We start from the raw sequence: 20,080 nt of genomic DNA, 5'->3' as shown, positions 1-20,080 counted from the left end.
GTAAACGACAGGGTCAGTGTTTGTGGTTCGGGGTGTTGCCTGCGGTGTCGATGATTTTGCCGCCGCCGTTAATGTCGCCCGTGACCCGTAACGGACCGTCGATCAGCACATTGCCGGTCAAGGTGATATCGCCCGCTAAGGCGTTGATCGCGCTGTCTGTGACCAGTACTTCGGTACCGCCAACCTTAATGGTGACGGTGCCGCTTGGCACAGTGATGCTGTAGGAGCTGGCCTGCCAGTCATAGACCAGCGAGCCACCATCATCGAAGCGCCATACCTCAACGTGATCGCGATTGTCCGGAGGTGCACCAGCACTGCCATACAGGCCGGGAATGAAGGTACCCTGGGCCACTTCGCCACTCGCACTTACCAGAGTTCCCTGCTCGCCCATGCTAGGCGCTCGCCAATGACGAGCTTTGCCAGCAGCGATGCTGTGCCAACGTACCCAGGCACTGACCCATTCCCCATCCGACACTCGACATACCGGCGGCGAAGCGGCCAAATCAACCGCCACCACATAGCAATCCTTGACTAGGCCGGCCAGCATGCGGTCATGCTGTGCGCTTGCGTAGGTCATGCCATCTCCTCCGGAGGCAGGTAACTGCCTTCGCTTCCAGGCCCGGTTTCAGAGCCGAAGCCCCAGAGCAGGGAGCCGGGTGGCTGATTGGGCCAGGGCCACTCTTCTTCACCCAGGTAAACGGTCTGCGTCCATTCGACGACCCAGACCGCATAGCCATCCAACTCGGGGCGGGTCCAGTCTTGGGCTGCCCGAACAAACTCGGCAGGTTCGACCTCCAGCCCCCATGTCTGGATCCGCAACAGCACAGCCATTTGTGCGGCGGCGAATGCCGCCTTCTGCTGGCATTCGGCATCCTCACCGCCAACGATGAACCGCACCTCCAAGCGCGCTACCAGCGCCGTCTCCCCTGTTCCAGGATCCCGGCCGGGCTCCAGCTCGACCAACTCAATAACTGCAGCAGGCAAGACAATATGATCGGCCATATAGGGCATGGTCCGCACGCAGGCCAATCCGGGGATCGCTTTGTCGATATGAGCCTCAACGGCCTCATACAAAAGCTCAAGACTGAAGTCAGACACGGCCAGATCCTCGCAGATACTTCTGCAGTTCAAAGTTCAGTTCCTGCTCCAGGATCTCAAGCAGGCGCTGGTGAGCGCGATTGGTCCACGATTCGAAGTGTGGCCGCACGTCCTCCAGTGAAATCTTGGCTTTGGCCAGGGGGTAGCGGCTGCCATTCTCTGCAATCCAGCCCGAGCTAGGCCCTGTTCCGCCGGACACTTCACTGTCGGGGTAATCACTGGCCTTGAAGTGCTTGCTCGCCGTACGAATCCAGATATCTGCTCGACCGCCGTAGACCTTTTTGAAAAACGCCCCCTGATACCGGCGCCCCGCCACCGACACACCCGACCGCGATTGCCGAGGTCGCCCCGCCCGGCTGGCCTCAATTGCGTTGATACCGAACCAGAGCTTGCCTTGACCATTGCCCGAGAGCGGGTAGGCTCGCAGGCGCTGCCGCACTGCAGAGACCGCAATGCGCTCCTGTCGGCTGACGGTGCGAGCAATGTGGGTGCGCAACCATCGCAGGGTTTTGTTGATCGCCCGACGCTGGGCTGCAATGGCAGCTTTGGGGACCAACGCAGCGAAGTCGGCGAACGCCTTTAAATCAGATCGATCCGCCTGCAGCGTAATCATCCCGCTGCTGGCTGATTGCTTGAAGTAGCTGCCGACGCTCATGGCGATTTCCTCAATACCAACGTCACCAGACCATCCCCTCCGGGTTCCGGCCTCACGATGATGTAATTTCCACCACCGTCATGCACCGGCAGATCAACCACGACCTGCTGCCGCTCGCTGACGCCCTCGGCGTCGGCTACCCGAATGACCAGGTGCGGCTCGCGAAGGCCGGTGTTAATCCGGCCAAGTTTGGGTTGCAACCAAGGTGCGGAAAACATGCCCAGGACTGGTCGGCCTTCGATCAGCACCGGGTCGCCGAGAACATCGAATACCGTGTTGTCCAGGTCACCGACCAGCTCGCGAAAGCTCATGGTTAGAGTTCCAGCAGGATCTGCGCACGGGGCCGTGAGCACAGGTGCAGCGGGTTGGATTGCGCTTCGCCGGCCACACCCTTGTTGAACGGCAACGGCTCCAGCTTGCTGTAGTACGGAATACCCTGGGTATTGACCGTTTCCATGTAGTCAGCCGGTGCGAACACCGAGATGTACAGGTCCGGCACGCCTTCAGGCACCAGCAGCGCCTTGTCGTCGTGGACAAAGGCCACACCGGCCACCTTGCCTCGGTAGCGCTCCCAGACGATGCCGCCGAACTCAAAACTCTCCCGAGCGTCACCGCGCAATGCCGCCGCTTGCTGCGTGGCGATGTAGGTTTCCTTGACCGACTTGTGAACGATCAGCTTGTTCCAGAAGTTCTTGCCGCAGAAGGCGCGGGAGCCGGTACTGGTGACGCTACCCAGCGCGTCCTCCTGCATGTCCAATGCCTCACCGCATTTGACTCGCAGTTCGGTGCTCGGGTCGTTCAGTCCCATGGTCAGTTTCTGTCGGGACACCCCGAAGGTGGCATACAGGTCCAACAAAGGTGTCGAACCGTCAGCATCCAGAATCAAGCCGTTGAGTGCGCCCATGCGCTGAAACTCGTGCGTGGCATCCAACTGGCGGCGCGCTTTTGCCAGCCGGGTATTCACGACGTCCTGTACCGCTTGCAACTCGGTGCGGGTGCCGAACGCCCGGATGCCCTGGATCTCATCGGCCTTGATGGTGAAGCGTTCCGGCAGGTGCACGGTGTTGAAAGGAATCATCTTGCGTTTGCTGGCACCGACGACCAGACCCGAAGTACCACGCTCACCGGCTGGCACCAGCGCCAGGGTGTCGCCATCCTTCTCGATTTGCACTGTCAGGGTAGCAACGCCCTCTTCTTGAAACAGGCCGAGGCTGCTGATACGGCCCGGCAGATAGGGTTGTTCGTTGATTGCTGCGGTGAGCGCCGGTACGGCAAACGCTTCGTCGTCAAAAATGGCAATATCGGCCATGGGTACACTCCAGAAATGAAAAAACCCGCTCTGAGCGGGTTTGGAAACGAGGGAGATCGACTCAGCGGACGATCAAGAAATGCGCGGCTAGGGCTTTTTCAGCATCCGGGTCGAGGCCGGTCAGGTGGACTTCGCTCACCTCAGCCAGGCGCACCACGGCACGGGCTCGACGTACCACGTCGGATTCGCCAAGCGGGCCGAAGAGGATCGCCACGGCGGTTTGTGTGCCGTCTTCAGCTGTCGGGTCGTAAGGGGCGAACTCGCCCGTGGCAGTGATCAGCCCGAGTACTTGCCCTGGATTCAAGGCCGGGCCTGCCGCGACGTTGATCGCTTCACGCGAGATGTTCCCGGCCCCCTCGGACAGGAGGAATTCTCCGGCGTGCATCGGTTCCAGTTTGATGGTCATGGTCTTGCTCCTTTCGAGGTATTAGCGATACCTGACTGCGCCGCCTGACGGGCTGCCCAGATAGAGGTGGGGTCGGGTTGTTTGGCCTGGACCTTCGGGGCCGGATCTGCGTTGAGCGGTAGGCTGTTATCGATCTCGAAGCCTTTGCCGCTGCCCACCAGCTTGTCGAACAGACGCGCTCGAACCGAGGCGGCATCCAAACCGGCCGCGACGTATTCGGCGCTGAACTCAGGCAGTCGTGCGGCAACGCAGAGATCGTTTACGGCTTTGGCACGGGCCAAGCCTGCCAGGACGATGGCCTCGCTTTCCAGTTTGGTCGAGTTGAGCAGCGGCTCAATCAGGTTGCTGATGCCGTCCGCCGTACAACGCTGGGTGATCATCAGGGCCAGCTTGGCCGAGTTCGCCACAGGAGGATCCTGGGGCGGATCAGTAGGTTCAGGCTCCAGCTCGATATCCGGTTCAGGTGGCTCGTCCAGTTGGGCAAGCAATTCAGCCGGGGCATGCTGGTAACGCTGCAGCACGGCGCCCTGCCCCAGACACGCCTTGACCTTCACCCCGTCGCCCACCTCATCGGCCAGCCCGAGGGCCACTGCTTCGTTGGCAGTCAGCCAGGTTTCAGCCGCCACCAGGCGCCGAAGCTCGGCTTCGTCGATGTCCGGCGCCTTGGCCTTGTAGGCCGCGATAATGGCCTCCATGGTTTGATCCAGGACGTCGGCCACTTTCCGGAAGTCTTCGGCGTCCCCTGCCGCGTAGGTCCATGGGTTGTGGATCATCAGCATTGCGTTGGAGGCGATGACCACGCGGTGGGCCCCGCAGACCGCGACACTGGCCGCGCTGGCTGCCAGGGCATCGACCCGGCCGGTACAACGCTCGCCCAGGCGGGACAACGCGTTGTGCATCGCCAGACCATCGAACAAATCGCCGCCGATGCTGTTGAATGCGGCGATAACCGGCGAAACGCCGTCGTCCATGGCGCGCAGATCCTGTACGAACTGATTGGCGGTGATGCCCCAGGTGCCGATCTCGCCGTAGACGAACACCTCGATAACCCGCTCCTCGGCTTCGCCGCTCTCCTGCATGGCGTACCAGGTCTTGTCCTGGACACTCACCCGCTGGCCGGCTCTGTTGTAAATGCGCGGAAGCGCTGGTTTGCTCATGGTTGCTCCTTGTCGTCAGTAACCTCGACGGCTTCGTGCGTGTTGTAGTTGAGGCCCAGCGCCTGGGCTCTGGCGTTGTCGGCTGCGTTTTCTGCATCGACGGTTTCGGCGTCGTAACCGGTGCGGGTGACCATTTCGCTGCGCGAGGCGAAGCCGGCCTGCACTTCCATCCGGCGGGCCTGCACGTCCTGGACGGGCTGGATGTAGGCCCAGCCTTGCGGCACCCAGCGTGTGCGCAGGTATTCGCGGCGCCGTTTGGCGTAGTCGTCCAACACCAAGGCACCGGACAGGACCGCCATGTCCATCCAGGCAGCACGGATCGGGCGGCAGAGCTGATGCACATACACGCCAAACTGCAGTTGTTCCAAGCGGCGCCGGAACTCGTTCAATACGACGCGCAACGCCCGGTCATTCACTTCACGCATGTCACCGGTGAGGATCTCGTATGGCGTGCCGGTGCCCGCCGCTGCTGCCATCAGTTGTTGGCGCATGAAGTCGGGATAGTTGTTGCCTGCGTCCGGCGGCTTGGAGAACTCAACCTCCTCACCCGGCCCCAGCTCCTGCATGGTGCCGGGCTCCAGCGCGACCATGGGCGTGAAGCCGTCTCGGTCGAAGCTCAGCGGCTCACCGGTTACGGGATCCCTAGGTACTGGGCCAGAGTCCGGTGCCGGGCGGCTGATGAATCCGGCGAACAGGTTTGCAACCTCCTGCCGGAACAGTACCGCATCGTCATAGTTATCGAGGCTACGCAGCCGTTTCAGTACAGGAGACAAGCGCGGTACGCCGCGCAATTGCCCCGGCTCGACCGGTTCGAAGATGTGCAGCACCTGCGATGCCGGCACCCGCACCAACTGGTTGTAACCAGCGTTCAGCGATACGCCGTCGCGGGGGTGCGACAGGTACATCCAGTAGGCCACCCGCTTGCCATCCGGTGTGAACTCGATGCCAGCACGAATGGCGTTGCCGGTGCGCGTGGTCTCGAATTTGTCGTGGGGCACGAACTCCGGCGCGAGGATCTGCACTTGAAGCGGCACCGCCAGCCCCTCGTCAAGGCTGCGTGGTCGTAGGCGGACAAAGCACTCGCCGGAAGTCTCGACGGTTCGAGCGACCAGCGCCTGCTGCCCGTAGAAGTCGGTGTGTTCATCGGCGTCCGACTCGTCTACCCAGTCATCCCATAGCAGTTGCAGCAGCTTGCGAAGCGCGTTGTCTTCGGTGTTCGGCCTGGGCGTGATGCCCGTGCCGATCAAGTTGCTGACGCGTTTGTCGATGACGTTGAAGGCATACGGGTCGTTGCGCACCGCCGCCCGTGACCGGCCGCGCAGGTTGCGCAGTGCCGGTGTGTTGATGCTGTTGATTCCGTTGTCGGGCGCATCCCAGCCAGTGGATCGACGACCCTCTCCGGCGCCTTCGTAACTGGCTTTGATGTTCGACGGCAACAAGAATCCGCTACGGCTCAGCGTCGGATAGTGTCGGGCCATCAGACTCCTTTGCCTCCGTGATAAAGCCGGACTACGCGGGAGCGCGGCCCGGCCGAGTTGACCAGAGAGGTGCGGATCTCGTCGCGAGCCCTGATCAGCTCGTCGACGGTGCGGTACTCCACGGTGCGGTCGGTGTAGCGCACGACTTTCTCACCGCGAGCGATGGCCGCCTCAACCGCGTCGAGGTGCTTTTGTGTAAAGGACATATCAGCGTCTCTTCAGATAGCCGCTGGTGGAGCTGCGGCGTTGAGGGGTTGGTGCAGCGGGTCGCGGTTGAACCGCTTGAGCAACAGGCTGTGGTGCTGGTTGTGACATGGCCGCCGGAACCGACTGAGTGACTCGTTCGCCCTGCACGGGCTTGATCCCCAGCGCGTCATCAAACAACCCAGATTGCGCCAGGGCCTGCCGGACCCGCTCCCAGTCGTGCTCCTTGTAGCGGTTGATGCCCAGGTAGTGCGCCATGGCAAGGCAGTACACCATCAGGTCGAGGGCTTCATTGCGCTCGGCCTTGCCCTTGACCCATTCGATGCGTTTGTGACCCCGCACGTAGCGGGCGACCTTACGTTCAGCTACGCACTGCGCGAAGAAGTCGTCCGGCAGGTCACTGGCAAAGTGCAACGCGCCCGGGCCGGACTCGAACGGGTAGCGGTTGTAGATCCAGTCTTTCGCCGTGTCGGTACCGACAAACCACAGCTCGGCGCCGTTGCGTTCGGTCTGGCCTTTCCAGGTCACGTCCACCATGGATGGTCGCTGAGCAATCACCGGCTTACCCGGCTTGCTCGCGCCCTTGATGGCGAATACGTTGCGCCAGCGGCGCACGCGGCAGAACTGGTAGACCTCGTCGGTATGATGGCCGCCGGAGTCGACAGCCGTCGCCAGAATGCCCAGGCCAACACCGCACGGATGCCGGTACTTGGCCTTCAGCAACTCGTCCAGCGCAGCCCAGGTGCGGTCGTCAGCCGGGTCGCCTGCGACAATCTGATAGTCAATGACCCAGCGCTCCATGCCGACGCCCCAGCCCATCGCCATGAACTCCAGGCGGTTGGCCTGGACGTCAACGGCGCCGGTGATCATGAGCACGCCAGCCGGCATCGAGCCGAGGGTGAAGTTTTCCAGGCGTGCCCGGTGCTTCAGGGTATCGGCCTTGGTTTGCTCCTGGGCGCTGTCCCATACCTTCGCCAAACGGGTGTTGTAGAACACCTGCATCGGTTCAAGGTCGCCCTTGGCCTGGGCTTTTTTGGCCTTTTCGAACTGCTTGGCGAGGGACTTCCAGTCCATCCAGCCGAGCGGTGAGTACAAGGCGTTGAGGGTGAACCCCACCGTCTCGCCGTCACCCTCGGCATGGGCACGCCATTCGCCTTTGGCGAGCATCTCGGCCTTGTGGTACTCCTCGATCAGCACGTCACAATCAGGGCCTGCGCACTGGTAGTGCACCACGCTGAAGTCCCGCGAGTAGTGCAGGCGTTCCCATTCCAGGGTCTGCATGTGGCCGCAGGTGGGGCACGGCACGTAGTAGTGACGCTGGTCGCTGCCCTCGAACAGGTCGGAGATCCGCGAGGCACCTTTGATGGTTGGAGAACTGGAGAAGTAGAACTTCGCATTGCGACCGAACGTACTGCCCCGCGTTTCCGCCAGCTCGATGGGGTCACCTTCCTCGCCGATGTCCACTTCCCAGCGGTCGATCTCGTCGCCGTAGACGTAGCGCGCCGACAACTCCGAAAGGTTGGCCGCCGAGCCGGCTGTGGTGACGTACAGCGAACCGCCTTCGAACTCCTTGGTGTCCATGGTATTGCGTGAGTCTCGCGAGCGGCTGGAGGCCACCCGTTCACGCAGGACCGGCGTAGCCTTGATGGTCTTGCCAATGCGCGAGGAGACCCGCTTCGCCAAGCCCAGGCTAGGCAGCAGAGTCAGGATGTTCGACGGCGCCATATGGATCAGGCCGCCGATCCAGTTCAAGGCGATCTGGGTTTTCATCAACTGCGAGGCGACCATAGTCACCACGCGCTTGCAGGGGTGAGCCGGTGACAAGCAACGCATAGGTTCGCGGGCATACGGTGTTCGCGACGTGCGGTACTGGCCGGGCTCGGCGGCGCCGGTGTCACGCGGGATGCGCATGTACTCGTCGGCCCATACATCGATCCAGACATCCGGGTCGGGACGCAGCCCACGGAAATACGCCTCGCGGTACACCTCTGCACCGTCAGGGATTTCCGTGGGCATAGGCTCAACTCGTGTTCAGGGCGTGTTCAAGGTCCGCCGAGGACAGGCGCTCCGCGTCCTCCAGCGTGCGGCGCAAGGCCGCCGTCAGGTGCTTTTCGATTTCCCAGGGGTCGGTCATGACCGCCAGCTCCGGCGCCAGCTGTGGCGGCATGCCGAACAGCTGATCGCGCAGGAGGCGGCCAGCGTTGTAGGCACCCAATTTCACAGCGGGCAATGCGACCAGCGATCCCTTGGCTTTGTGCAGCTCGATTTCCGCGAGCTGAGCCAGGTTGTGCTCGCGTAGTGCGCGGGCTTTCTGGAAATCCGGGAGCTGCCCCGCAGGGGTGTTCGCGGGCGGCGGCGCAGCCGTGGGAGTCGGCTCAACCGAAGTTGAAAGCTGGCCGTACACGTCGCGCTGGATCCGGTCCTGCTGGTGACGCTCGGCGACGGCGGCTTTGCTCGGGTCGGCGGTGTCGCGAATCAACGCTTCGCTGGCCTGAACATCGACTTGTTTGCCGTCGGCACTGAGCACCAGCCGGTTGTTGTTTTTCAACCAGGTGATGTAACTCGGCGCCCTGCCGATCCGGGCCGCGAAGGCGCTCTTCGACAGGTACTGTGGTTCTGTCATGAGCCCTCCTTTCAACGGCTTTTCAATGCAGACCTTTCAATTTCAACGGGTTGAATTTCAGTAAGCTGACAACCCTGCCGCTAACGCTTTCCCGCGGGTTTGCGATCCCGTGCCCCCTGAATGTTCCCAGGGTCCCCGGCGCCAGAATCATCCCTGGCCACCACTGGCCGGCGGTGCCTCTGCTATACCCAGCCGCTTGGCGGCCCAGCGTTCGTAAAGGCCGATGGCTACATCGGCACCGGCCATCGCTGTGATGCTGCCCAGGCTCCCTGCCGTCCAGAGCGACATGCCGGCGGCGATCATCAACATCATCGCTGACACCCCGCAGACAACGCAGGCCCCGGACCGCAGCGCCAAGCGCCTCAACAACACCCAGCCCCGCGCCCCGTCTTTGTCGGCCCGCCACATCTCCCCCGATACGCCACCGACCAAAGCCAGGAGAATTACTAACCAGATCGGCATCTCTGCCAGTGCTTGCTGCTCGCTCGTCATTGCCCCGCCCCTTAAACGCAAAAACCCGGCGCAAGGGCCGGGTTTGGTGTGTGGTGCCTCCCGCTTTATGCGGTCGCACCTATCGAAGATGAGTACTTTTTACAGGTCGATTCCGGTGGCAGCAAGCCCCTTTTAATGCCACCCGGTGAATGTCTGGTGAACGCCTAGGCAATGTCGGCGAATATCTTTATTTCGGCCTCCAGCGCCTGGGGCGCTGTCCTTCCTGTCCCACTATCTCAGGTCGAAGTAGGACAGCTACAGGCGCCTAGAATCGGGGCCTGCCCCACTGTCCTACTTTATTTTCTCCTCTCTCCCGTAAAGAGAAAAAGCTAAGAACACGCGTGCGCGCCATGGGCGCGTATGCGCTCCCGCTACGCTCACACATGGGCGGGACGTGTGGGAGGGTTGGACAGTAGGACAGACCAACAACAGCGCGGCCCGCGCTAGTCCAACTGCATCAAACAACAGTGGGACAAGGCGAGCCGGTCGGACAGCCACGGACGCAGAAAGGATCAAGCAGCGATCCCCATCAACAGCCCATAGATGCACAGATGCGCGTCATGCAGACGCTGGTAGTAGGTGTCGCGCCCGCAGCCGCAGTGGGCATACTTCAAGCGCATGTCCGAGTCCTGGTTGCAGTAGTGCTCTCGCACGATTTGCACATGCAGGGGGTCGAGATGCTTGGTCACGATCAGCTCGATATCTAGCGAACCCTCCAAGGGTGCCCGGAACGCACGCCGGCCTCGAATCAACTGCCCATTGCTCTCCATCATCATGGCGACCATGTTCCCACCGGCGAGCCCGCCGGCACTCAGGCCGCAATGCAGATCCTCGGCCCATTTGCGCAGCCGCGCATCGATCTCCTTAATCATCGAAACATGGCTCCTCGACCGGCTGCACTTTCAGGTTCGATGCCCTGCCCCAATCTTGTGGCTTCTTGTATCCCCAGGGCCGGACGCCGCTCTTAGGCAATGCGGGTAGCCGGACCTTGCGCCAACCCAACCGATGCATGATCGCTCCAACGCGCATCTGTTCAGGTTTGCCCCAATGTCCGTAGTCCAGCTTCAAAGCGCCCAGCAGAATGTCGGTGCCGGTTGCCGTCTCGCCAAGCTGGGACTCCTCGAGCCAGGCCAGGATGGGGCCTTCCCACTCATCCACCACAAAGCGCTCTTCCTGGGCCTCGGCGAACAACGGCGCCTCCTCCCGATTGACCCACCAGATATCGCCGGACTGATAGCAAAACATCGCCTCGGCCCACAGTTGGTCGCGGATCTCGCGCAGTTGCTCCAGGTCCACTTTGGTACAAGCGACCGGCCAATAACGCCGGTTCCCCGTGGCGTCCTTCAGGTATTCGTCCTGGTTCGTCGTACCCACGAAAACACACTGGCGTGGCACGTCCATCGTTCTACGGCCATAGCTCTCGCGGTAGGTGTCGGTCGAGGCCGAGAAGAACTGCTTTGCCTTGGTGGACTCGGCCTTGTTGAAGCTATCCAGCTCCCCCAGTTCAACGATCCACTTGCCGCGAATCGCCTGGAACCCATCCTTGTCGCCCAAGGCGAAGGGGGTATCCATAAACCAGGCACCACCCAGCACCGACATGGCCGTGGATTTACCGGCGCCCTGTGCGCCTTCGAGGATCATCACCGAGTCAGCCTTGCAGCCCGGCTGCATCACCCGGCCGACCGCCGACACCATCCAGCGCTTACCGACCTTCGAGCTGTAGTCCGAAGGGGCAACACCCATGATGTCCGTCAACCATGTGTCCAGCCGTGGCACCCGATCCCATTCAAGGCCGTTGAGGTAATCGCGTACAGGATGAAAGGCATGGTCATGTGCAACAACACTGACAGCCTCAATAACGCTGCTCGCCTTTACCCGCAGGTTGTACTGTTGCGCGAGCCACTTCATGACCAACATGTCATCTATATCAGCCCAATCGCCAACACCGCCGCCATACGGGGCAGCACGCAGCTTGACGATCTTGGAGCTGAACGCACTGAAGCCAATCACACCGGACCAACGTTCATCGTTGCCCAGGATCAGCTCTACGTTTTGCATGTGCGCGATCAACATGCCGTTTTCTGTACGGGCTAACTGGTCTTTCCAGCCACCCGCTGCAGGTGGCTTGACCACCGCCAGTACCTGGCGGCGCACCGCCTCCAATCCTTCTGCACAGTGGAGGTCGTTGAAGTCAGTCCACTTGTCCTCTCGTTCCCCCGAAAAGATAGGGCCGACTACCTGACCACCTATAACCGTTGCCGCGTTGTTGGCTTTCTCTTCACCTGGGTTCCAAGGCTCGCCATTCGGGCGCTTGGTCTTCCAGTCATCATCCCGGCAGATGATGAGTGGACGCCCCGGGAACCGCTCGCGCATTACCTTGGCGACCACCATCAGGTTGCCCGCATCAAAGGCAATGGCGACCGTTAACGAGGTCGCCATGTGCAGGCTTGCCCCGGTGGCGTAGCCCTCACACACCAGCACCGGCTCGCCCGGCTCAGGGTGCGGACCAATGAGGTGGAAGGCGCCTTCCTTCGCCATCCCATAGGGCCAGTAAGACTTGTCGCGGCCGGTTTCCTCTTGCTTCTCGGGGAATATCACTTGCAACCCGACGATCTGGTCCCGAGCGTTTTGCATGGGTACCAAAACCGCGCCGGAGCGCGGGGCATAACGAACGCCCAGGCCCACGATCTGCTTTCGATCCAGATAGGCGCTACGGCCTTTCTCGGGCATCCGCTTGAATAAACCAGCAGCACGGTTAGCCGCTCGACGGGCAGCGTTGGCAGCCTTCTCGGCGGCCTTGCGCTTGGCTTCCTCCTGACGAGCGCGCATCACTTCACGCTCTTCAGGCGTCATCCGGCCGGGTTTCACCTTGATCTTTTGCGTTTCCCCTGTACGCCAGTCGCCGAACGCACCGAAGATCAAGGTTTCGCCCTTCTCGGTGTGGTGCTCGTGTAGAACGTACCAGCCGTTTTTCTCTTTGCCTTTATCCAGGGCGGTCTTGCATCGAGTCAGCTTGCCGTAAATCAGCGGTTGCGCGGGCTCCAGACCGAAGTCCGCAAATTGATTCAGCACGTCATCGAGCATGACGAGCCTCCCGCATCTCATCGATGGACTGACAGTTCACACACTGCGTGCATCCCTGCTGGGCCAATCGCCGCGCCTCAGGGATCGGATCGTCACAGCTTTCACAGAACAACAAGGAATGCCCAGGCAACGCCGGCTTGAACGCACTGCGAGCAGCAAGCGCCTGATCGATTCGCTCCTGCACCAGGTCATTGGCGAAATCAGCAATATCAGCCACGGCCATCACCCCGCGTTGTTTGGTTGACGTACGTGGCGCGGTTGAACAAGCCCAGCAGCCCCTGGATACCTCGAAACACCTGCAGGCGAATCGCTGCAAGCTCGTGATCGCTAACCACACCATCGCCAATGCTCTTGGCCCAGGTATCGGCCAGATCAGCCACCTGCCGGAAATACTCGGCGAGGCCGACGGTCAGGGTTTCCGGCATGTCAGTGGTGTACACCTCCGACAGCTCATGCCAGATCGTATCGCCGACCAAGGCATGCACCGCATCCAGGATGCGTCTGTCCTTGGTCAGTTCGAGGATCTCGCCAAACTCTTGGATATTCACCGAGTGGCTAGGGTGCGTGGGGGATAGCTTGTGCTGCAGGGTGGTGGGGTTGCGGCCGGTGGTGGCGGCGATTGCAGCGGCGCCGCCCGGATAGTCCCGTGCGGCATGGTAAAGCGCCAGATCGAGCGGCAGGACTTCCCGCTGTGCTCGTTCGACGCAACTCAGAGCGATTCGGCTCATGGCATTAATCCTTGAAAGTTGCCAGTGCCGCGCGACATGCAGTGGTGATACATTTGCCGCGTGGCTTGAAAGGGCCCAAACGCCGGCTAGATCTTAGGGATCAACACCGGCACCGTGCCGGGACGAACAATCCTTTGTTCACCCCTGGCGCAACAGCCGCCCAATCTGTGGTGGAAAAGGCAGCAACACCAAGGCTTCCGAGCCCTGGGAAAGCGCGATAAAGAGAGGTGGTTTGCATGTGGTGTGCCCGCCTACCTTTATCGCGACCCGGCAGCGCTGTGGTGGTGCGTGCCGGGAGGAACTGGGCGACCTTTGGGTCGCCTTTTTTCTAAGCTGCGCGTGCCAGGACAGGCTCCGGGGGAAACACATCATCAAGCGTGCAGCTAGCCCCTAGTCGATTCAGTGCGGCCGTTATGGCACGACAATCACTCAATCCAGGCATCCGGTTACCCGACTCGTAGTTACTCAAACGGGCCTGCGTCCAACCCAAGACCTGCCCGAGGTCTCTTTGCTTTATTTGTGCCTCTTTCCTAAGGCGAGCAATGTTATTCATGGAATTGACTCCTCTAGTCAGCGCAGAGAATAAACACATTACGTGATTTACTCAACACGATAAGTGAGAAAAATATATTTCATTACGTGATAAAAAATCCACATGGATACTTTAGGCTCACGCATCAAGCGACTCAGAAAACAGAAACGCATCAGCCAGAAGGCTTTAGCGGAGGTCTGCGGCTGGTCGTCTCAATCTCGAATAGGCAACTATGAGAGCGATCTCAGGGAGCCGAATCTGATGGATCTTGCTCTCTTGGCCCCTGCGTTAGGGGTGACGGTTGCTGAACTCATAAGCGGCACGAACTCAACACAGCAGGCTTCTGCAGAACCTGAAGATGCGTCGACAACTGTGTCGGACTCTTCAGATGGAACGGCAAGGCTGATAGGCCCAGCCAAGACAGGAGTGGTGCCCGTGGTAGGCACAGCGAAACTAGGGATGGATGGGTATTTTGAAGCCTTGGATTTCCCGGTGGGCCATGGCGATGGCTATCTACATATTTTCAGTGATGACCCAAATGCTTATGGCTTGAGGGTCATCGGCGACAGCATGCATCCGAGAATCAAAAGCGGTGAGTACGTGCTCATAGAGCCGAATAAAGCCTATGTGACTGGCGATGAGGTCATGGTGCAGACCTATGACGGTCGCTCAATGATCAAGGAGTACATCTATCTGCGAGACGGGGTGTATAGATTTGACAGTGTTAACCAGGACCACAGCCCCTTGCACCTGGATCAGCATGAAGTGATGAAAGTGCACCTCGTCGGCGGCATCCTCAAATCATCACGGTTCACTCACGAACCCAAAAAATAATCACAATACGTGTTGACTTGTGCAACACGACACGTGATATTTGCCTCACTCTTCCACCACAGAGCGAGGCAAAACCATGCACACCACAGCATCCCTGCACGTCCATCCGGCCGTTGCCGACCTATCCCGGATCTTCGAAGTAAGGCGCTTGGCCCGCATCTACGGCTGCACCTTCATCCCGTCAAAACCCAAGCAACATGCCCGTACCGCACCGACTTCCTTCGATCCAAACGACGGAGGTCGGGCAGCATGAGCAAATTCCTGATCGACAACCGCACACTGACATTGCTCAGCGCCCAGGTGAACCTAAGCGGGACTTTCAATCACACCCTTCGACGCCTATATCGACGCGATGTGTTGGCGTTTCGGTTGAAAGTTGAACGCAACAAGACTGACAATACCTTCACCGTTGAGCTGGGCTCAGAGCGTCACACGCTGACCGTGCCCAACACCAAAAAAACACACCTGAAGCTCGCCGACTTCATTGAGGAGGTCGTTAATGGACCTTCAGACCTGGCAGGCGAACCCCAGCCGAAACGACATGCTGAACGTGAGTACGGCGCTTTCAGTAGCCAGCAGCGGGAACAGGTTTACAGACTGGTTTCCACAGGCGGGTTTATCGACCTGGACCTGGGCTTTGAACTGCCAATCCGGCTCGCGGTGCACCGGACACGTACACGTTCGGGCATCACCGTAGTCATGAGCATCGGCGTTAAAAGCCCGTGCACCAAGTGCTTCACCGTGTGCGGCACTGACGCCGAGATGTACGAGCAGGTTTGCGAATCCATCAACCACCTGGCTGCGCTGGCAACACCCGCCGCGCACGCAGCATAGGAGGGCTGACATGGAGCGCAATCTCGAAAAGACCGCCAAACACTTTGGCCTGACTCGCCCCGCCCTGATCAAGCTCATGCGTGAAAAGGGGCTGCTCACCGACCGCAACCTGCCGACGTTCCCCGTCCGCGACCGTGAATACCTTCGGGTCAAGGACAGCAACTGGTACCACGACACGCTGGGCATGCAGTACAGCCAATCGACACGCGTCCGGCAGGCCGGCATCCCCTGGCTAGCAGAGCAATTGGGCCTCGACCTTCCTGCCATCCCGGCAGACAACCGTGACGTGGCCTAGGGAATACGCCCGCCAGATCATCGCCCTACGCACCCGAGAGGAGCGCAACGCCGCGCTCCTTGAGGTGCCGGAGCATCTGCGCGAGCTGACCAAACGCCACTGCCTCAATGCCTGGAATCATCCCCAAAGGAAGAAAAACCATGGACCACAAACTGATTGATCATGCGCTTAATGAGCTGCTCTCGATCAAGGCGACCAACCGGACTGTTGAACATATCCAAGGCTTCGCTCAACTGGTGTGTAGTGCTGCAGGAATAACCGTTGACTCGCCGACACCATCTTTGGCAAGCCTGCCGGAGCTGCATGCCGCTGTATCGCTTATCGCAACCCAGCTTGACGCTGAATCCCTAAGCCCTACCAGCTCAGTCTCCACATCGATCCGCCTGTCGAACAGAATACCGGTACATGTTTCAGTGTCCATCCATAACCATGAAGGATTCGGTAGCGGCATCACCTGCCTTGCAGGTTATGGCAGTTCCGCGGAGGAAGCACTGCGCTCCCTTAAAAACGACATCAATGACCACTGCAGGACGGGGGCCAAATGAGCCCACACACCGACCAGCAACCGCTGCGGCTGTTGTCAGCACCAGACCCGGCCACCGTCGAGCTGCTGTATCGCACCTTCGGCGACGTGCTTATCCCCCTCGAAAAGCTGCGTGTGCAGTACTTCCGCAACCTCAACGAGCAGTCGTTTGCAGCCGAAATCACCAGCGGCCGCATTCAACTGCCCGTGACCACGCTGGACAACAGCCGCAAAGCACCGAAGTACGCGCACATCCGCCACGTTGCGGCACTGATCGATATCCAGGCCTACAAGGCCGACGAAGTCCACGCGAAGGCCCAGGCCGACGCAACCGAAGAAGCCTAACCGTAACGGCTGCCACCACCAGCCACCCACACCACCAGGAGCACACCACATGACTGCAATTCAAATCTGCGCATTGATCGGCCTGATAGTCGGCGCGACCCTCATCTACTGGACCGGCTACCGAGGCGGGCTCATTGACGGCCGCGTCGAAGGTATCGAAGAGGGCACGAACGACGAAAGAGCAGCCAACGCCAAGGCTATCCGCGAATTGGAGGCATCCCTCCAATTCATCCGTGCCGATCACAAGCACCTCGCAGCCCATGCGAAGCGGCTAAAAGAAAGCCAAGCCTTCGGCCCTCAAGAACGCCAAACGCTTATGCAGATCGCCGAAAAACTGAGGCTGGCCTCTGACACCTTCCGCGCCATGAGCTCGAAGGCACAGGCACAGCAGGCGCTCGACCTGCGCGAGAAAGCACTGGGCATGGCCGCTCTGCTGGATCAGGTCAACGTGGAGGACGCAGCATGAGCCGTCATAGCCCGATGCTACGCCTCTCACCTCAAGACGCCAGCGCGCTGCACCAGCAACACGCCAAAGCCACCGCCGAACTGCGCGAAGTGACTCGATTCCGCAAAGAGTTCGACCGGCAACTGTCGCTGCTGATCGGCTACGACGCCCTGCGCAAGTTGCACAAGGACACCCAGAACGCCCTGCTGCTCGCCGACCTGGTCAAGGAGGCAGCATGAACTGGATCCTCACGCATACCGGCAAACGCTTTGACCTGTTCGAGCCGGACGTCGACATGATCGACCCACGAGATATTGCGCACTCGCTCGCACATTTGTGCCGCTTCAACGGCCACACCCGCGAGTTCTACAGCGTGGCCCAGCATAGTTGCTTGGTTGCGGATCTGGTGCCGGCCGAGCACAAACTCGCCGCCCTCCTCCACGATGCGACCGAAGCCTACATCGGCGACATGGTGCGGCCGCTCAAACAGTGGATGCACGCCTACCAGGACGTCGAGACTTGGATCTGGGAACGCATTTGCACCCAATTCAGCATCGATCAGGAGCTGCCGGCATTCGTCACCCAAGCCGACCTGATCGCCCTGGCCACCGAACGCCGCGACCTGATGCCACCCGACCCGGCCACCTGGGATTGCCTTGTCGGCATTGAACCCGCGCCCGAACGCATCCGGCCGTGGTCGCCCACCGAAGCCCGGCTCACCTACCACCAGCGCCTGATGGACCAACTCGCTATTGAACACCGGAGGAAAGCGGCATGAAGAACGAACAGAACTACACCCAAACCCAGTCCGCTTTGCTCCGCAGCGCTAGTAGGGTCGACGCGCCTGTAAAAAACAGTCTCTGCTGCGCAGTAGCAGGCATTACTGCTTCTTCCAATGCCACTGCCGAGGCACTTACACCCCATGAAAGGCTGCGCCGGGCAGCAGCAACTGAAGCCACGCTGATCGCTAAAAATCGCCCGCTCGCGCAGCCTGTCGTGGGGTATACGCATGGAGCCCGCGTATGACCGCCTTTTCCCAAACCCCAATAAGCACTGCCGTCATCACCCAATTTGGCCTCGACCTCATGGGCAAGATCCGCGTCGACCTGTTTGCCGGTGGTGGCGGCGCAACCATGGGCCAGGAAATGGCTACGGGCAAAGCCGTCGATATCGCGATCAACCACAACCCCAAAGCCATCAGCATGCACAAGCGCAACCACCCAGGCGCAGAGCATTACATCTCGGACGTCTATGAGGTGTGCCCCCGAAAGGCGACACGAGGCCGCCCCGTCGCACACCTACACGCAAGCCCTGAATGTACCCATCACAGCCTTGCCGCCGGAGGACAACCACGCAGCAGTGCCAGCCGCTCTCTGTCGTGGGTCACCGTCAAGTGGGCCGGGCAGGTCAAACCCGACCTCATCACTATGGAAAACGTCTGGCAGATCCTGCAATGGGGCCCCTTGATTGCTAAGCGATGCAAAACCACCGGCCGGGTGATTCACCGCGACGGCAGCGTGGCCGCACCAGGCGAGCGCGTTCCGGTGCAGGATCAATACCTGGTGCCTGATCCGAAACGTAAGGGCAAGACTTGGCGCCGCTTCTTGCAGATTCTCAAGAACATGGGCTATGACATCCTGCATGGAAAACTCAAAGCCTGCGATTATGGCGCCGCTACCACACGTGAACGCCTTTACATGGTCGCTCGATGCGATGGCAAGCCACTGTATTGGCCGGAGCCGACCCACTTCAAAGAACCTGCGAAGGGTCAAAAAGCTTGGCGTAACGCTGCCAGCATCATCGATTGGTCGATCCCCTGCCCAAGTATCTTTCTGACGAAAGAAGAAGGCCGTGCCGCTGGTGTACGCCGACCATTGGCAAGCAAAACCATGGAGCGCGTTCGCAAAGGTGCCCGCCGCTATGTGGTTGATCATGCCGACCCGTTCATCGTAAGCGTCAATCACTCGGGCAATGACATCGCTCGATGCCAGTCTGTGCAAGATCCAACCAAGACCATCACTGACGCGCATGGCTTCGCCCTGGTGACACCACAAGTCACGCCTTTCCTCACAGAGCACGCCAACGCAACTACCCAGCGAACTATGGCCGCTGATGCACCCCTGGGGACCATCTGCGCACAGGTCAAGGGCGGACACTTCGCGCTCGCCGTGGCCTACATCGCACAACACAACGGTGGCTTCAACGAAACGTTGGGACGGCACCCAGCCCAACCTCTGACAGCGATAACCACGACGGGCAGCCAACAGCAGTTGGTGACCGCCAATCTGCTGACCTTGCGCAAGAACTGTGTGGGCAGGGCGACGGATGAGCCGATCTCAACTATCTGTGCCGGCGCAGAACATCACGCGCTGCTCGAGTACACACTCGCACCAGACGTGAAGGAAGGCGCTCTGCGCGTTGCCGCTTTCCTGATGGGGTACTACGGCACCGACAATATCTACGACCTGCGCGACCCGGCTGCCACGATCACGACACGGGACCGGCTGGCACTGGTTAGCGTAGTTATCAGGGGCACGCCGTACGTCATCGTCGACATTGGCATGCGAATGCTGACCCCCCGGGAGCTTTACCGAGCCCAGGGCTTTCCGGACAACTACGTGATTGACCATGGCCACGACGGCCAGAAGTTCAGCAAGAAAGATCAGGTATTGATGGTAGGAAACTCTGTCTCTCCCTGGCCTATGATGGCTTTGATTGAAGCTAATATGACCGAAAATACAAGCGATATGATGGAGGCTGCATGAATACCCTCTTCTTACTGATGGCTCAATATGAAGGACAAGCGGTCATCCCGCTAGGAAAAGTATGCGAGGACTATATGCACTTGACTGTAGAAAAATTCAAGCGCAAACAACTTGATGGGGAAATAGATATCCCGGTAGTTCGATTGGGGGCCAACAGCCAAAAGGCCGCCCTAGGCATCCACATTAAGGATTTAGCAGACTACATTGATCGCCAACGTGAAAAGGCAGCCAAAGAACAAAACCAATTGATGGGCAGAGCAGCTTAAAGTAAAC

Annotated in this window: 28 protein-coding genes; 11 read left to right on the top strand and 17 right to left on the bottom strand. The window is 60.1% G+C overall.

The genetic code is table 11. The features are described 5' to 3' along the window. Window positions 1-13 precede the first annotated feature (13 nt). The 17 genes from LOY70_RS10015 to LOY70_RS09935 all read right to left on the bottom strand — a co-directional run bounded on the left by LOY70_RS10015 (window position 14) and on the right by LOY70_RS09935 (window position 13,787). Window positions 14-577: a phage baseplate assembly protein V gene (locus tag LOY70_RS10015; protein ID WP_265035934.1), complete on the bottom strand. Its 564-nt coding sequence runs from the start codon at window positions 575-577 to the stop codon at window positions 14-16. Next, a complete protein-coding gene (locus LOY70_RS10010; RefSeq protein ID WP_413776643.1) occupies window positions 574-1,104 on the bottom strand; it encodes a hypothetical protein in 531 nt (176 codons plus the stop codon). Before LOY70_RS10010 ends, LOY70_RS10015 begins: the two co-directional genes overlap by 4 nt. After that, the gene (locus tag LOY70_RS10005) at window positions 1,091-1,753 is read right to left on the bottom strand and encodes a hypothetical protein (RefSeq protein ID WP_265035930.1); all 663 of its coding nucleotides are present in this window, start codon (window positions 1,751-1,753) and stop codon (window positions 1,091-1,093) included. Before LOY70_RS10005 ends, LOY70_RS10010 begins: the two co-directional genes overlap by 14 nt. Further along, on the bottom strand, window positions 1,750-2,064 hold the full coding sequence (locus LOY70_RS10000; RefSeq protein ID WP_232775334.1) for a hypothetical protein: 315 nt from the start codon (window positions 2,062-2,064) through the stop codon (window positions 1,750-1,752). The genes LOY70_RS10005 and LOY70_RS10000 overlap by 4 nt, the downstream gene beginning before the upstream one ends. Window positions 2,065-2,066: 2 nt before the next feature. Continuing rightward, complete coding sequence (locus LOY70_RS09995) at window positions 2,067-3,062, bottom strand: major capsid protein (RefSeq protein ID WP_123351329.1); 996 nt, start codon at window positions 3,060-3,062, stop codon at window positions 2,067-2,069. Between the two features lie 61 nt (window positions 3,063-3,123). Then, window positions 3,124-3,468, bottom strand: a complete 345-nt coding sequence (locus LOY70_RS09990; RefSeq protein ID WP_014339648.1) for a head decoration protein — start codon at window positions 3,466-3,468, stop codon at window positions 3,124-3,126. After that, entirely contained in the window at window positions 3,465-4,625 is a 1,161-nt protein-coding gene (locus LOY70_RS09985; RefSeq protein ID WP_265035924.1) for a head maturation protease, ClpP-related, read from the bottom strand. Before LOY70_RS09985 ends, LOY70_RS09990 begins: the two co-directional genes overlap by 4 nt. Then, window positions 4,622-6,103, bottom strand: a complete 1,482-nt coding sequence (locus LOY70_RS09980; RefSeq protein WP_265035922.1) for a phage portal protein — start codon at window positions 6,101-6,103, stop codon at window positions 4,622-4,624. The genes LOY70_RS09985 and LOY70_RS09980 overlap by 4 nt, the downstream gene beginning before the upstream one ends. Beyond that, a complete protein-coding gene (locus tag LOY70_RS09975) occupies window positions 6,103-6,309 on the bottom strand; it encodes a phage head-tail joining protein (RefSeq protein ID WP_265035920.1) in 207 nt (68 codons plus the stop codon). The genes LOY70_RS09980 and LOY70_RS09975 overlap by 1 nt, the downstream gene beginning before the upstream one ends. A gap of 1 nt (window position 6,310) precedes the next feature. Next, window positions 6,311-8,323, bottom strand: a complete 2,013-nt coding sequence (locus LOY70_RS09970; RefSeq protein WP_265035918.1) for a phage terminase large subunit family protein — start codon at window positions 8,321-8,323, stop codon at window positions 6,311-6,313. Window positions 8,324-8,327: 4 nt separating this feature from the next. Then, a complete protein-coding gene (locus tag LOY70_RS09965; RefSeq protein ID WP_265035916.1) occupies window positions 8,328-8,930 on the bottom strand; it encodes a terminase small subunit in 603 nt (200 codons plus the stop codon). Between the two features lie 147 nt (window positions 8,931-9,077). After that, the gene (locus LOY70_RS09960; protein WP_265035914.1) at window positions 9,078-9,422 is read right to left on the bottom strand and encodes a phage holin family protein; all 345 of its coding nucleotides are present in this window, start codon (window positions 9,420-9,422) and stop codon (window positions 9,078-9,080) included. 512 nt (window positions 9,423-9,934) lie between these two features. Then, window positions 9,935-10,294, bottom strand: coding sequence for a hypothetical protein (locus tag LOY70_RS09955; RefSeq protein ID WP_072348339.1), 360 nt, complete (start codon window positions 10,292-10,294; stop codon window positions 9,935-9,937). Then, window positions 10,287-12,506, bottom strand: coding sequence for a VapE domain-containing protein (locus LOY70_RS09950; protein WP_265035910.1), 2,220 nt, complete (start codon window positions 12,504-12,506; stop codon window positions 10,287-10,289). The genes LOY70_RS09955 and LOY70_RS09950 overlap by 8 nt, the downstream gene beginning before the upstream one ends. Then, entirely contained in the window at window positions 12,496-12,723 is a 228-nt protein-coding gene (locus LOY70_RS09945) for a TraR/DksA family transcriptional regulator (RefSeq protein WP_014339657.1), read from the bottom strand. Before LOY70_RS09945 ends, LOY70_RS09950 begins: the two co-directional genes overlap by 11 nt. After that, on the bottom strand, window positions 12,716-13,234 hold the full coding sequence (locus LOY70_RS09940) for a phage regulatory CII family protein (RefSeq protein ID WP_181289207.1): 519 nt from the start codon (window positions 13,232-13,234) through the stop codon (window positions 12,716-12,718). Before LOY70_RS09940 ends, LOY70_RS09945 begins: the two co-directional genes overlap by 8 nt. Before the next feature lie 328 nt (window positions 13,235-13,562). Further along, window positions 13,563-13,787: a helix-turn-helix transcriptional regulator gene (locus tag LOY70_RS09935; protein ID WP_265035905.1), complete on the bottom strand. Its 225-nt coding sequence runs from the start codon at window positions 13,785-13,787 to the stop codon at window positions 13,563-13,565. Between the two features lie 102 nt (window positions 13,788-13,889). Here LOY70_RS09935 and LOY70_RS09930 point away from each other — a divergent pair, with 102 nt between their 5' ends. The 11 genes from LOY70_RS09930 to LOY70_RS09880 all read left to right on the top strand — a co-directional run bounded on the left by LOY70_RS09930 (window position 13,890) and on the right by LOY70_RS09880 (window position 20,073). Then, the gene (locus LOY70_RS09930; protein ID WP_265035903.1) at window positions 13,890-14,600 is read left to right on the top strand and encodes an XRE family transcriptional regulator; all 711 of its coding nucleotides are present in this window, start codon (window positions 13,890-13,892) and stop codon (window positions 14,598-14,600) included. A 249-nt stretch (window positions 14,601-14,849) separates the two neighbouring features. Then, the gene (locus tag LOY70_RS09925) at window positions 14,850-15,434 is read left to right on the top strand and encodes a hypothetical protein (RefSeq protein ID WP_265035901.1); all 585 of its coding nucleotides are present in this window, start codon (window positions 14,850-14,852) and stop codon (window positions 15,432-15,434) included. 10 nt (window positions 15,435-15,444) lie between these two features. Then, window positions 15,445-15,729: a phage antirepressor KilAC domain-containing protein gene (locus LOY70_RS09920; protein WP_265035899.1), complete on the top strand. Its 285-nt coding sequence runs from the start codon at window positions 15,445-15,447 to the stop codon at window positions 15,727-15,729. A gap of 140 nt (window positions 15,730-15,869) precedes the next feature. Further along, complete coding sequence (locus LOY70_RS09915) at window positions 15,870-16,274, top strand: hypothetical protein (protein ID WP_265035897.1); 405 nt, start codon at window positions 15,870-15,872, stop codon at window positions 16,272-16,274. Then, window positions 16,271-16,597 carry a pyocin activator PrtN family protein gene (locus LOY70_RS09910; RefSeq protein WP_265035895.1) on the top strand — a complete coding sequence of 109 codons (327 nt, stop codon included), beginning with the start codon at window positions 16,271-16,273 and terminating at the stop codon, window positions 16,595-16,597. The genes LOY70_RS09915 and LOY70_RS09910 overlap by 4 nt, the downstream gene beginning before the upstream one ends. 49 nt (window positions 16,598-16,646) lie before the next feature. Next, window positions 16,647-17,063: a hypothetical protein gene (locus LOY70_RS09905; protein ID WP_265035893.1), complete on the top strand. Its 417-nt coding sequence runs from the start codon at window positions 16,647-16,649 to the stop codon at window positions 17,061-17,063. Continuing rightward, window positions 17,060-17,281 carry a hypothetical protein gene (locus LOY70_RS09900; protein ID WP_265035892.1) on the top strand — a complete coding sequence of 74 codons (222 nt, stop codon included), beginning with the start codon at window positions 17,060-17,062 and terminating at the stop codon, window positions 17,279-17,281. Before LOY70_RS09905 ends, LOY70_RS09900 begins: the two co-directional genes overlap by 4 nt. Then, window positions 17,278-17,820 (top strand): phosphohydrolase, encoded by a 543-nt coding sequence (locus LOY70_RS09895; RefSeq protein WP_265035890.1) that lies wholly within the window; start codon window positions 17,278-17,280, stop codon window positions 17,818-17,820. The genes LOY70_RS09900 and LOY70_RS09895 overlap by 4 nt, the downstream gene beginning before the upstream one ends. Beyond that, a complete protein-coding gene (locus LOY70_RS09890) occupies window positions 17,817-18,068 on the top strand; it encodes a hypothetical protein (protein ID WP_265035889.1) in 252 nt (83 codons plus the stop codon). The genes LOY70_RS09895 and LOY70_RS09890 overlap by 4 nt, the downstream gene beginning before the upstream one ends. Continuing rightward, a complete protein-coding gene (locus tag LOY70_RS09885; protein WP_265035887.1) occupies window positions 18,065-19,807 on the top strand; it encodes a DNA cytosine methyltransferase in 1,743 nt (580 codons plus the stop codon). The genes LOY70_RS09890 and LOY70_RS09885 overlap by 4 nt, the downstream gene beginning before the upstream one ends. Continuing rightward, the gene (locus LOY70_RS09880) at window positions 19,804-20,073 is read left to right on the top strand and encodes a pyocin activator PrtN family protein (protein ID WP_265035885.1); all 270 of its coding nucleotides are present in this window, start codon (window positions 19,804-19,806) and stop codon (window positions 20,071-20,073) included. Before LOY70_RS09885 ends, LOY70_RS09880 begins: the two co-directional genes overlap by 4 nt. Window positions 20,074-20,080 lie beyond the last annotated feature (7 nt).

The sequence above is a fragment of the Pseudomonas sp. B21-054 genome (genome assembly GCF_026016345.1).
GTDB lineage: Bacteria > Pseudomonadota > Gammaproteobacteria > Pseudomonadales > Pseudomonadaceae > Aquipseudomonas.
This window is presented reverse-complemented; position numbering and strand designations above follow the sequence as displayed.